This window comes from Bacillus cereus group sp. MG16 (assembly GCF_040459875.1).
GTDB classification, from domain to species: domain Bacteria; phylum Bacillota; class Bacilli; order Bacillales; family Bacillaceae_G; genus Bacillus_A; species Bacillus_A paranthracis.
The window spans coordinates 4,378,687-4,391,725 of record NZ_JARVHE010000001.1; the positions used below are offsets into that span (position 1 = coordinate 4,378,687).

Sequence of the window (13,039 nt, forward strand, 5' to 3'; positions counted from 1 at the left end):
GTTGATTTCTCTGCAAACAAAAAATAGGCTACTAGAGGTAGCCTATTTCTTTTCTTATTCTGCAATCATCTCTGATAATACATATGCATAAACAAGTGCTTCTGTATGAGCAATCGAACTTTCATGTGTACGCTCAAATGCATGAGAAGAATCAATACCCGCTCCAATTAATGCATGTTTCACATCAAATCCAGCCCGAATCGCAGCTGATGCATCCGATCCATAGTAAGGATAAATGTCTACTTTATATTCAATATTGTTCGTTTTCGCAAGCTCTACTAAATGTTTACGTAGTGCATAATGATACGGACCACTAGAGTCTTTTGCACAAATAGATACTGTATACTCGTCAGATGCTTGTCCATCACCTAGCGCTCCCATATCAACCGCTAAATATTCAACCGTTTCTTCTGGAATGTTAGAGTTACCACCGTATCCAATCTCTTCATTGTTAGAAATTAAGAAATGAGTTGTATATGGTAATGTTACGTTTTCATCTTGTAATCGCTTAATTAATTTTAATAGAATCGCAACACTTACTTTGTCATCTAAATGACGTGATTTTATGTACCCACTCTCTGTAATTTGAACGCGTGGATCAAATGAAACGAAGTCTCCTACTTCAATTCCTAATTCACGTACTTCATCACCTGAAAATACGCGCTCATCAATACGAACCTCAATATTTTTCTCATCGCGTTTCGCTTCACCTGCATCTTTATATACATGTACAGATGTTTGATGCATTAAAATCGTTCCTGTATACGTCTTGCCACTTGATGTTTCAATTTCGCAATATTCCCCTTCTACAGAGTTCCAGCGAAATCCGCCAATCATAGAAAGACTCAGACGACCATCTGGCTTAATTTCTTTTACCATCGCACCTAACGTATCAACATGTGCTGTTAATAAACGGTGCTGTGCATCATTTTTCCCTTTTACCGTTAAAATAAGAGCACCTTTATTGTTACGCTTCGTTTCTACATTCCACTCACTTACATAGTTTTCAATAAAACGAATAATTTTCTCTGTATTTCCAGATGGACTTGGAATAGAGACAAGCTCCTTAATCAATTTCATCGTTTCTTTCGTATGATGTGCCATTGTCATTTCCTCCTCATTTTTCCTATTATTTAGTATACCGAATTTACTATAAATCCTCTACTCATATAGTTTAATTTTCTAAATTATAGTAAAATTCACTTTAGTATATAAAAGGAGTTATACAATATGAATATATCAAAAAAATATGTACACATTGCACTCATTTGGTTTCTAGCATCATTACTTTGTTTACAAGTTTCTTATGCAGTTCATACTACTACTTCTATTATAATCGGCTGGGTATTAACAGCTATCTTCTTCATTATTAGTTTAATTGCAACAAAAAAGCATAGCGTTAATGAGTAACGCTATGCTTTCTCTACAAATCTATTCTTCTGAAACATCCAACAAGTAAATACCTCTTTCAAACCCACCGCGCTCTATCTCTTTCTGCTTACGAAGACGTTCTACATCTTCAATTGTTGCACCTTCTGCACGTGCTAATGATATGATTACTTCCAGTGCATCCGCAAGAGAATCAAGCGCATGTTCACGCTCTTTCATAGAAGCAAATTCACGAATTTCTTCTGTTCCAATTTTCGCTAAAGCTTGTATGTATGCTTGTCCTGTTAATTTTTGTGCTGTATATGTTTTTCCAGACATTAAAATCTTCTCTGGAACACGATCTCTTACTAACTTGTTATATGCTGACATCATTCATCCTCCTATGTTTAATAGCAGCCGAGCTCTGCCTTATAAAATAACCACTCTTTTTTCACACAAGCACTTAACATATCAATTCCTGATCCATGTGCCCTTACTGCCGGAAAGAAATAATGCTCTGGTTCTTCTTTCTTATCGCCATATAAGGTTTGGTACTCATCAGGAATCGCCTCTTTTTTCACATCCCGTTCTTTCTCCACTTCACCTGAGAAAGCAACAATTGGATGCCCTTCAAAGAATAGTGCAGTTCGTACCGCAAGAGATGGTGTACTATGCAAAGCATAATATGTAAGTAAAATAATAACGATAACACCAATAATTTTCTTCATATATTACTCCTAAAAAAAAGTGCTAACACAATTATACTAAAATGTGTTAGCACTTTCTCCCCTTTATCCTAAATTAGCCGGCAGTAAAACTACCACTACACTTTATTCTCCTTTAAATGCTGGCAAACGTTTTTCTAAAAATGCAGCGATGCCCTCTTTATGATCCGCTGTTTGTCTCATCGCATATTGGCCGCGTTTTTCAAGCTGCAGCGTTTGTTCTAAATTGGAGCGATTTACTTCACATAAAATTTGCTTCGTTTGAATCATCGCTTTGATTGGCTTTTGTGACCATTCACTAATTTTTTGCTTCACAGCCGTTTGGAAATCTTCGCCGATTACTTCATCAATTAAACCGATATCAAGCGCTTCGCTCGCCGATAATTTCTTTCCTTCCCAAATAATTTGCTTCGTCATATTTTCACCAACGCGCTTCTGAAGGAAGAAATGGCCGCCACCATCTGGAATTAAAGCGATTCCAATAAAGTTCATCGCAATAATAGATGATATATCTGCCATCACATAATCAGCTGTTAATGCAATACTTAATCCAAGACCAGCAGTTGGTCCATGAATCGCACTAATAACAAGCTTCGGCATCGTATATAAAGTCACAACGACTTCAGAAATAGTATTCATAATACCATCAAACTTACTTTCATCATTACTTGAAAGCATCGATTTAATATCTCCACCCGCAGAAAAACCACGGCCGTTCCCGCATAACACAACAATGTGTGCAGAACTCTCCGCTACTTCTTTCAGCTTTTGTAACAACTCTTTTAACGTTGGCTCATCTAATGCATTTAACACCTCTGGGCGATTGACCATAACCGTTGCAACGTGCCCTTCATATTTCACAATGACAGATTCTGTTTTACTTGTTACTTCCATTATATATACCCCTCTTTTCTACACAAAGATTATACTTATATAATTATAGAAAGGATGTGAAAAACCCTTCTTTTTTCTTAATTTTCTGTCTAATAATCTCGTAATTTGTATATCACCTTGCATAAAACATACAATTTCGTTGAAAAATATAGAAATTAAAGTCGGTTTATCCCGGCTCTTCATCTATTTACCATTACAATGAAATGGTGTATTCTTAAGTCTGATATAAAAATTAAATATAGAAATTCATTCCCCTTCCTATTATATAGAGGGGTGCTGAAATAAAGGAATGAAGAAATGGAGGAACATATGGTTACTAAGTTAAAACAGACGGATAACTACTTCCCGCATTTCCTACTGCTATTCATCGTGTTTCAACCAATTTTAGATTTATTAACGTCTTTTTCAATCTATATATTACACATGAGCGCAACAGTCGGAATCGTAGTCCGTTTCGCCTTTATGCTTCTTGCATTAGGTTATCTACTTCTTCATCATAAACAACAAGGCGCGAAAAAGTACATTCTCTATTTATGTTTACTCGGAATTGCACTGGCAATCGGTCTTGTAAATAATATGATGGTTAAATCTCCAGTTTCATTTGGAGAAGAAGTTAAATTTATTTTAAAGAGCATATATCCAATTGTGCTACTGTTTGGATATATTATCGTCTTTAAAGAGCTAAAAAATAAAGAATATGTGTTTCATAAAATCATTACATATTTCTTATATGCAACTTTAATTTTAAGCATCACAATGATTATCGCAATGCAAACTGGCACTGATTTCCCAAGCTATCCTCACTCAAAAATTGGCTCAAGAGGTTGGTTCTTTGCTGGAAATGATTTAAGTGCTCTCTTCGCGATTATGTTCCCAATCGTTGTCTTATATTCGATTTATAAAACAACTTCTTTCTCGAAAATATATTACTGGATCCCAACAATACTTGCGATGTATGCAAGTATTATGGTCGGAACAAAAGTTGGATATGGTGCAATTGTGCTAACATTAGGCGTAGCACTTTTCTTCTCGTTCATTGAATATATGATAAACCGTAAAAAAGAAAAAAAAGGATTCACATATCTTGTAAACACCATCGTTGCAGCAGTTGTACTAGGAGGTTTAATTGTTCTTACACCGCATACTCCTATCGCAAAAAATATGGGAATCCACATGCAAATATACGAATACAAAAAATCAGTACAAGAAGAACAGGATAAAAAAGAAGGAAAAGTAATTAAAGAAAATCCAGAGGATGCAAAAAAACACGCAAAAGGTGAACTAACAGACTCTGAAGTGAAGAGTTTAATTTATAGTGATCGGGACAAATTCTTAAAAGTATACAAACAATACTATAAAGAAGCACCGCTCTCACAAAAACTTTTTGGAATGGGTTACGCTGGTAACTACACAGTTAAAATTAAATTAATTGAAATGGACTTCCATGACCTATTTTTCGCCTTTGGAATTATCGGTTTCCTTATTTACTTAATACCACTTCTATACTTCGGTATTAAACTATTCATCCGTATGATCACAAACTTTAAGAAAATTATAACTGTAAAATATATGCTATTATCTAGTACACTCATCCTATCACTTGGCATTGGCTTTATGTCTGGTCACGTATTAACAGCGCCATCTGTTAGCATTTTTTTCATCGTTATACTTGCCTACTTAATTGTTGATTTAGAAATAGAATAGAAAGAAGCAGCATCTATTTGGATGCTGCTTCTTTCTACTCCAGTCATAATTGCTTTTTCTCGCTTAATTAAATTTTTTGTGGACTACTAAAAAAAGATCGAATCACATTACGATTCGATCTTTGAAACAAAACTATTTCTTTCTATTGAAGCGATGCATGAATCTGCTCCAGCACCTCATCAATATTATCCTTCGTAATAACAATACCAAAATCTTTCGGCACATTACGATCTTCTTCATTTACAACTTTATGTGCAATTATCTTTCCGACTTCTGGCCTGAAATGATGTCCATCCATATAATTATCTAAGTTCTTTGTTACTGAATTTAAATACATGAAATGATGCACTTCTCCAAATACATCGACAGCATCATGGAGCCACCTTTTATAATCTTCCCAACGCCCTGATTGAATCATCGCACGGAACAATGGCTCTGAAACAGGAGTTGTAAAAATATAAAACTTTGTATTCGGATTATGAGATTTTACAGTTCCTAATATTTCCTTCATATTTTGATACTCATAATTCCCGCCATAAATCTCTCTACTAAATTTATCTACTTGCGCGGCAATTTGTGTGTCACGCTCTTCTTTCGTATACTCACGCATCGATTTTATGTTATCGCGATTATATACATCAATAGTCTTATTGTGATGAATGGAGTTTTGAATTGTATTTCGGGAATATGTAATCCCATCCATACTCACATACGATTTAATTGGATATAGTAAGCTTTGTGCCTCATTAATATATACTTCTGGCTTTTCAAAACCGATTTCTCTATTTTTGTTCGTTCCAAGGAAATCTAAACCAATCACAATAGAAGATAATTCACTACCTTTTCTCTCTTTTGCATATTCAATGTACGCATCGTACTCACGCGGATCTGTACTACTTACCGCATAATTAAATGCGTTTAATCCAGTAAAATCATTTTCATTGATAAACGTTGTTCTACTACTTCCAAGTATAACGCCATCATAAGTAAACGGACGATATGTTATATAATTCGTTTTTTGTTGTCTCTCATTAAACCCAAACTGAACATTATTCCACTTATTTTTATGAGAGAATAACCAAAGTGAATCTGCATAGCCATTAAATATTCCAACACCTGCAAGTGGAACAAAAACACATACAAAAACGAAAATAAGCCACTGTTTGTTTTTCATATTCTCCACCTAGAAATTAAAGTATAAAAACTCACTAATACTCGTTAAATGCAATACACTATACACAAGTAATATTGCAGTAAATAACGCCGTCCATACTGTCGGACGGAATGAGTCTTTTAATTGAATTGAATTTTTTAAGAAGAAACTAATACATAATGCTCCGAAAATATACGCTACTATTTCCGTATTTAATAATGAAACATGGTATGCTTCAGTAAATGAAACACCGTACCCTTTTAAAAATTGTAGCTTCTCAATAACAAATACCGGGAATACGCTATTGGCTAGTTCGAATCCATTAAATCCAAACATTCCTTTTAACACTTTCACCGCATCATGCATCGATGTTGCTCTAAAGAATACCCACGTTATATTAATGAAGAAAAACGTCACGAGCCATCCCGCCCAGGCCGGCATGCACCCTCCTGCTTTGTTCCACAAACGATGAACGACAGAAGCTAATCCGTGCAGAAATCCCCAGAAAATAAATGTCCAACCAGCCCCATGCCAAAGTCCACTTATTAAGAAGACAATCATAATATTGACGTATGTACGCGTAATACCTTTTCGATTTCCTCCAAGAGAAATATACACATATTTCGTTAAAAACTGGCTTAATGTCATATGCCAACGATGCCAAAAGTCTTGTATACTCACCGCTTTATACGGTGAGTTAAAGTTTTGAGGCAATTTAATGTTGAACATTAACGCAATTCCAATTGCCATATCGCTATATCCACTGAAATCAAAGTATAACTGAAATGTAAACGCTAATGATGAAAGCCACGCTTCAACAAAGGTTAGCGACTGCTGTACATCAAACCCTTCCCGTACGACAGGAGATAAAACGTCTGCAATCCCTACTTTCTTGAAAATACCGATGGCAAATACAAAAATACCGAGAACGATATAATTTGATTGCCAACGCTTTTTACTACGATCCGCAAATTGCGGCATAATTTGCGCATGGTGTACAATTGGTCCTGCAATAAGTTGCGGGAAAAATGTTACAAACAGAGCGTAATCAAGAAAATGACATGCCTCCGTTTCCCCGCGATATGTATCTACTAAAAACGCAATCTTTTGGAATGTATAGAAACTAATCGCAAGCGGTAACGTTAATGATAATAATGTAAAATGAGTTCCAAATAACGAATTTACATTTTGCAAAAAGAAATCATAGTACTTGAAATAACTAAGCATTCCGATATTAAATAGTAAGCCTACTGTTAAAAGAAGTTTACTCTTATGCTTCACGAGCCTCATTCCGATAAAGTAGTTCACAATGAGCGATACTAACATAAGCGGCAAATACTTTATGTTCCAATAACTATAGAAAAATAAAGATGCTGCCACAAGCCAAGCTTTCGCTAAAGTAGTTTGTCCAAATTTATTCAATAAAAAATACAAAAGAAATGCTATCGGTAAAAATAAAAAAATAAACTCAAACGAGTTAAATAACACACCATCTCTTCCCTTCTAAACAAATCACACCTTATTCATCTTATCTTATCCAGATAGTGGGTGTCAAAAGGATTCCATACCGCTTTTCTTCTATTATATAGAATAATTATTTTAATCGAATTATTAACATGCTAAAATATTAAAGGCACTATTATAAAAAAGAATATATAATAGATATGTCGTTTTTTTACGAAATGTATTTCGAAAAAGTGAGGAGAGTCCTTTGGTATTTAGTAGTTCGATTTTCTTATTTATCTTTTTACCTCTCGTATTATTTCTCTATTTTATAGTGCGTGCCGAGCTACGTAACTTCGTATTACTTGCATTTAGTTTAATTTTCTATGCATGGGGCGAACCACGTTTCGTTCTTTTAATGCTCTTTTCCATCGTATTAAACTACTGCTTCGGCCTACTCGTGCATCATTATGATAAACGAAAAAATATGAAAGTCACATTTTTAATTATGGCTGTAGTCGGAAATATACTATTACTTTCTTATTTTAAGTATATTTCATTTTTCACAGACATTTTAAACAACGTCTTGCACTTATCTATTCATGTGGAACCTATTCCACTACCAATTGGAATTTCATTTTATACATTCCAAGCGATGTCCTATGTCATCGATATATACCGTAAAGATGGGGATGTTCAAAAAAATCCACTTAACTTAGCGCTATATATCTCTATTTTCCCTCAGCTTATTGCCGGACCAATTGTTCGTTACAATATCGTCGCTGAGCAAATTAAAACGCGCATCCATTCTTTTGAACGATTCACAGAAGGTATTCAAATTTTCGTTCTCGGACTAGCAAAAAAGATATTAATCGCTAACCAAGTTGGATTCGTCGCTGATAAAATCTTTGCCTTACCACCATCTGAAATGAGTGTTGGAACGGCATGGATTGGTATTATCGCCTATACCCTGCAAATTTATTTCGATTTCTCAGGGTACTCTGATATGGCAATCGGACTTGGAAAAATGTTCGGCTTTGATTTCCCGAAAAACTTCAACTATCCGTACATCTCTAAATCTATTTCAGAGTTTTGGAGAAGATGGCATATTACACTCGGCTCTTGGTTCCGCGATTACATATATATCCCGCTCGGTGGAAACCGCGTTTCAAAACTAGCGAATTATCGTAACCTCTTCATCGTATGGGGGTTAACTGGTTTATGGCACGGGGCGAGCTGGACATTTATCGCCTGGGGCTTATATTACGGCTTTATTATTTCAATTGAAAAAGCTGGATTCGAAAAAATATTAAACAAACTATGGAAGCCGCTGCAACATGCATACGTATTACTAATCGTTATGATTGGTTGGGTGTTCTTCCGAGCTGACAATTTCGCTTACTCGTTCCAATATTTAAAAGCGATGTTCGGCATAAGCGGCCAATCTTTCATCGATGACAATACGATGTTATACGTACATGAATACATTATCGTATTTCTCATTGCTTTTATCGCAGCGACACCAATTTTAAAAAGAATGAAAAACATACTAGAACTTGCGCCAAAAACGTATATGTTCACAATGCAATTTGTACGTCCTATACTATTACTAACATTATTTATGATTTCGGTTATGTACTTGATTAACTCAACATATAATCCATTTATTTATTTCAGGTTTTAACTGATGTAGGAAGGAAACGTTATTATGAAAAAATTGGGGAACCTCATCCTGTTTATCGGTTTTCTCACCATTATCTTTTCATTTGGCATATTATCGTTACTCAAAACAGACCGAGACATTTCACCAGTTGAAAATCGGCCGCTCGCTCAAAAACCAGCACTTACGAAAGAAGCTCTCCTAACTGGTAGCTTCTTTAAAGATGTCGAAACATACACAAATGATCAACTAATCGGACGAGATGAGCTTATTAAAAACTATACAATTGCTCAAATTAATATGGGCAAATCTCTCATTAACGACATTATTTTAACTGATGATAAATGGCTCCTGAAAAACCCGGCGTGGACAAAAAAATATAATGAAATTGACCAATCCATGCCTGCTATAAACGATTTGTCGCAGTTTTTAAAAGAACAAAACGTTGAGTTTTACTTTGCTTTACCACCGTCAAAAACGAATGCATTATCATTTAAATTACCTTCTCATATTCACACATATGCAGAGGAAAATTTAAATTACTTTCTAAAGAAGCTTCCAGCAGACGTAAAGCCAATAAAACTGATGGAACACTTTAAACAGAACTATACAAACGAAGAAATACAGGACATGTATTTCAAAACAGATCATCATTGGAATATGGACGGTGCCTTCTTAGGTTACCAATATATAATGAACACAATCGGGCAACAATCTTCTATATATAAAGGAAAAGAAATAAAAAAAGAAGACTACACTCGGACATGTGCGCAAAATAAACATTTAGTTGGAAGTTTTAACAACCAACTATACCAACTCATCGATGCCAATGGTGAAAAATTATGCTACTACACACCGAAAGACGGTTTCAACTTCACAAGCGTAACCACAAAAGATATGCAAGGTACCGTTCACCAAAACTTAGATGAAATATACGGCGTAGAAAAACAAAAAGATACAACATCATACGCAGGTTATTACACAGATGACTATCCAGAAATCGTCATCGAAAATAACAATGCACAAAATGAAGTACGCGCCCTAGTCCTAAAAGACTCATTCGCAAACGCAATCGTGCCACACTTAGCACAAAGTTTCAAACACACATCTATCCTCGACCTGCGTCACTATCACGAAAAAGATGTATATCAATACATTCAAGACAACAACATTAACATGGTATTGTTCGTGTATAGTGATTCGAATTTGAGTGGGGATATGTTTAAATTTAAGAAATAGAAAGAAGGCTCTTGTAAAAATACAAGAGCCTTCTTTCTATTAAAAAATCAGCGGAGATGAATCCCCGCTGATTTTTCACTTTATCTATAATCGACTTATAGATTTGGGTTGTTAAGAACGTTCACGTGTACAGCTTGTGAAGCGATTTCGCTTGTTAGAACATCTTTCTCACCTAATACTTTGAATACTAATGTACCTTTGTCAGTGTACTTAGTAGTTAAAGTATCGTAAAGGTCTGCCTTAAAGTTTGGAAGTGCAGAATCACTTGTTTGAGATACTGTTACATAACCAAGATTTACATCGCCAGCGTTAAATACAGCATCGCCGTTTCTATCTAAGTAAAGTTTACCTTGCTCGTCACCAGATTTTACAACACGTACTTTATGTTGTGTATCTTTCGTTAAGTTAATACCTTTTACGATATCATCAAGGTTACTCTTCTCAAGCTCTAATACAGTACCGATGTTGATTTTCTTCTCAACGAAGTTTTCTGTTTGAACTGGTTTAAAGTTTACAGATTTAATAGCAATTGTCTCTTGAACGATTTCGATAGTTGCTTTACCAGCAGTTGCACCATTTTTCGTTAAGTGGATATCAACTTTACCTGGTTTTAAACCTTTAACAACAACTTTATTTCCATCAATTTTAGCTGTAGCTACTGCTAGATTTTTAGACTCAACTTCATAACCTTCTAAGTTTTCAGGATCAGAGTATACGCGATCTGAAGTGTACTTAGATAATTGATATGCAACTGTGTCAGAAATATTAAGATCAAGTTTTGTATCAGGTGATGCACCGTATTGACCTACTTTAGATACAAGTTCAAAGTTTTTAAATGCAACGTTTCCTTCTGTTACATTCACATATAATGAGCCTAAAGTAGCACCGTTACCGTTTTGGAAGTGAACTGTACCTTCGCCTACTTCGTTACCTGTAACATCAAGTGTTTTCGTACCAATTGAACCAGAGTCAGTCGTTACTACATCTAATCCACCTTCTGCAACTACACCAGTTTTCGGAAGAACTTCTTTAATTGCAGCTGTGTTAGCACCAAATGGATCGCCATATTGGTCAGTTGTTACAAATGTAACAGGTAATTTTTTATTTTGAACAACTTGTAATTTATCTGGGTTAGCTTTTACTGATGCTAATTTACGAGAATCAGTCGTTACTTTAAATTTAACATCTTTCGTTGCGTCACCTACTTTAATAGTAAGTGTTGCCTCACCAGCAGCCTCAGCAGTAATATAGTTATTTACTACAGAAATAATACCGTGGTTTGAAGACTTAATGCTAATTGATCCTGGATCAACTACTTTATCTTCTCCAGCAATTGTAGCAACTAATTTATTAAGAGATGCTTTTTCACCAACAACTAAGTTTTGGCTATTTAAAGCAAAGTCTTTACCAGAAAGTTTGCTACCGTAGTTTACAACACCATCATTATCAGCATCTAATGCAAATACAGCATTTTTGATTGCAGAAGCTGGTGTATCAAGGTTTTTCACTGTAATAATACCAGTGTTAGAAACTGTTAAACCACCGCGTTTTGTAACTTGTACTTCTACTTTGTAGTCAGCTGGTTTAATGCCAACAGCTAGTTTACCTGTAGTAGAAGTAGCTACTCCACCTTCAAAGATGTTTGCTGATGAACCGTCTAAGTTATTTGCTACAAATTTGACGTCATGGTCTGCTAAGTTTAAGTATTCAACATCAGCGTTACCTTTTTCATCGTTTAATTTGAAAGCAACTGCTTGACCAGCACGATCATCATCAAATGTAAGTTTTTCTACTGCTAATTTTTTAACTTCGTATACAAATTTCGTTACGAATGATTGATTTTTAACTTTTACAGTAAGATTTTTATTTGGAGCTACTTTACCACCAAGTGTTACAACTGCAGAATTACCGTCAGCACTTGCTTCAATCGCAACAGCTTTGTCTCCTTCAAGAGTTACATCTTCAGCAGCAAGCTTATCTAAGCCAGTTCCTGTTAATGTTAATTTCGTTGGTTCAGAAACTTTCACATCAGTTACATATGCTTGTGCATTATCTTTTTTACCATATTTTTTATCTGTTAATGCGATAAATTGAGCTGCTTCTGCACGAGATACAGATTTATTCGGCTCCCATTTACCACCAGTACCTACAGAAATTCCAAGGTTAATTAGGATGTTTGCTTTTTCTTCACCCCAATGATCTAATAAATCTTCAAATGTCGTAACTAACTCGCCATTAACTTTATCTTTTAAGTTATAAGCACTTACTAACATAGAAGCAAATGAAGCACGATCAATCTTTCCATCTGGATAGAAGTTTTCTTTTCCATCACCTTTAACGACACCAGCTTTTTCAACTGCTGCAATATATTTTGAAGACCAAAGATTTTTAGCATCTTTGAAAGAAGATTGAGCATTTTCATCAACTGGTAAATTTAAAATTTTAGTGAAGATTACAGCCGCAGAAGCACGATCGATTGATTCGGTTGGACCATATGTACCGTCTGGCTTACCTACAATTGCACCTTTATCTACTAAGTAGTTAATAGATTCTTCTGCCCAATGTCCAGCTGGAACGTCTGGGAATGATTTACCTGCTGCTGCTACTGGAGATACAACACCTGCTACCATTGCTGCTGTCATTGTACCTGCGATTACTTTTTTGTAAGAGTTAGTCTTTGCCATTTTATAAATTTCCTCCTTCAGGAATATGCTACTAGTTTCACATCATATTAAATTTGAAAACTAGCTAGTTAGAAAAGCCATAAAACAATAAAAACATAAACAAAAACACTATAATGAAAAGTAGTTCACATAAAAAATGATACAAACCGTTAGATGTAAATATAAGGTT

The 13,039-nt window shown here is 35.1% G+C and carries 11 protein-coding genes; 4 read left to right on the forward strand and 7 right to left on the reverse strand.

Features of this window, described 5'->3' with window-relative positions:
* Nucleotides 1–54: 54 nt before the first annotated feature.
* The gene (locus QCI73_RS22865) at nucleotides 55–1,104 is read right to left on the reverse strand and encodes a M42 family metallopeptidase (protein ID WP_353823818.1); all 1,050 of its coding nucleotides are present in this window, start codon (nucleotides 1,102–1,104) and stop codon (nucleotides 55–57) included.
* Between the two features lie 126 nt (nucleotides 1,105–1,230).
* Here QCI73_RS22865 and QCI73_RS22870 point away from each other — a divergent pair, with 126 nt between their 5' ends.
* The gene (locus QCI73_RS22870) at nucleotides 1,231–1,410 is read left to right on the forward strand and encodes a hypothetical protein (RefSeq protein WP_353823819.1); all 180 of its coding nucleotides are present in this window, start codon (nucleotides 1,231–1,233) and stop codon (nucleotides 1,408–1,410) included.
* Nucleotides 1,411–1,431: 21 nt separating this feature from the next.
* On the opposite strand, the gene QCI73_RS22875 is transcribed toward QCI73_RS22870, so the two are convergent.
* The 3 genes from QCI73_RS22875 to QCI73_RS22885 form a co-directional block, all read right to left on the reverse strand.
* A complete protein-coding gene (locus QCI73_RS22875; protein WP_001277353.1) occupies nucleotides 1,432–1,758 on the reverse strand; it encodes a nucleoside triphosphate pyrophosphohydrolase in 327 nt (108 codons plus the stop codon).
* A gap of 17 nt (nucleotides 1,759–1,775) precedes the next feature.
* Complete coding sequence (locus tag QCI73_RS22880) at nucleotides 1,776–2,096, reverse strand: hypothetical protein (protein WP_000720155.1); 321 nt, start codon at nucleotides 2,094–2,096, stop codon at nucleotides 1,776–1,778.
* A gap of 102 nt (nucleotides 2,097–2,198) precedes the next feature.
* Entirely contained in the window at nucleotides 2,199–2,987 is a 789-nt protein-coding gene (locus tag QCI73_RS22885) for an enoyl-CoA hydratase (RefSeq protein ID WP_000454170.1), read from the reverse strand.
* Nucleotides 2,988–3,296: 309 nt separating this feature from the next.
* Here QCI73_RS22885 and QCI73_RS22890 point away from each other — a divergent pair, with 309 nt between their 5' ends.
* Nucleotides 3,297–4,691, forward strand: coding sequence for an O-antigen ligase family protein (locus tag QCI73_RS22890; RefSeq protein WP_000256702.1), 1,395 nt, complete (start codon nucleotides 3,297–3,299; stop codon nucleotides 4,689–4,691).
* Between the two features lie 142 nt (nucleotides 4,692–4,833).
* Here QCI73_RS22890 and QCI73_RS22895 read toward each other — a convergent pair whose 3' ends face one another.
* On the reverse strand, nucleotides 4,834–5,865 hold the full coding sequence (locus tag QCI73_RS22895) for a hypothetical protein (protein WP_327924283.1): 1,032 nt from the start codon (nucleotides 5,863–5,865) through the stop codon (nucleotides 4,834–4,836).
* Nucleotides 5,866–5,874: 9 nt separating this feature from the next.
* Nucleotides 5,875–7,332, reverse strand: a complete 1,458-nt coding sequence (locus QCI73_RS22900) for an MBOAT family O-acyltransferase (protein WP_000898519.1) — start codon at nucleotides 7,330–7,332, stop codon at nucleotides 5,875–5,877.
* Nucleotides 7,333–7,555: 223 nt separating this feature from the next.
* On the opposite strand from QCI73_RS22900, the gene QCI73_RS22905 reads away from it, so the two are divergent.
* Nucleotides 7,556–8,971, forward strand: a complete 1,416-nt coding sequence (locus tag QCI73_RS22905; RefSeq protein WP_000232141.1) for an MBOAT family O-acyltransferase — start codon at nucleotides 7,556–7,558, stop codon at nucleotides 8,969–8,971.
* Between the two features lie 24 nt (nucleotides 8,972–8,995).
* The gene (patB1, locus tag QCI73_RS22910) at nucleotides 8,996–10,186 is read left to right on the forward strand and encodes a secondary cell wall polysaccharide O-acetyltransferase PatB1 (protein WP_262725249.1); all 1,191 of its coding nucleotides are present in this window, start codon (nucleotides 8,996–8,998) and stop codon (nucleotides 10,184–10,186) included.
* 95 nt (nucleotides 10,187–10,281) lie between these two features.
* On the opposite strand, the gene ea1 is transcribed toward patB1, so the two are convergent.
* A complete protein-coding gene (ea1, locus tag QCI73_RS22915) occupies nucleotides 10,282–12,870 on the reverse strand; it encodes an S-layer protein EA1 (protein WP_353823820.1) in 2,589 nt (862 codons plus the stop codon).
* Nucleotides 12,871–13,039 lie beyond the last annotated feature (169 nt).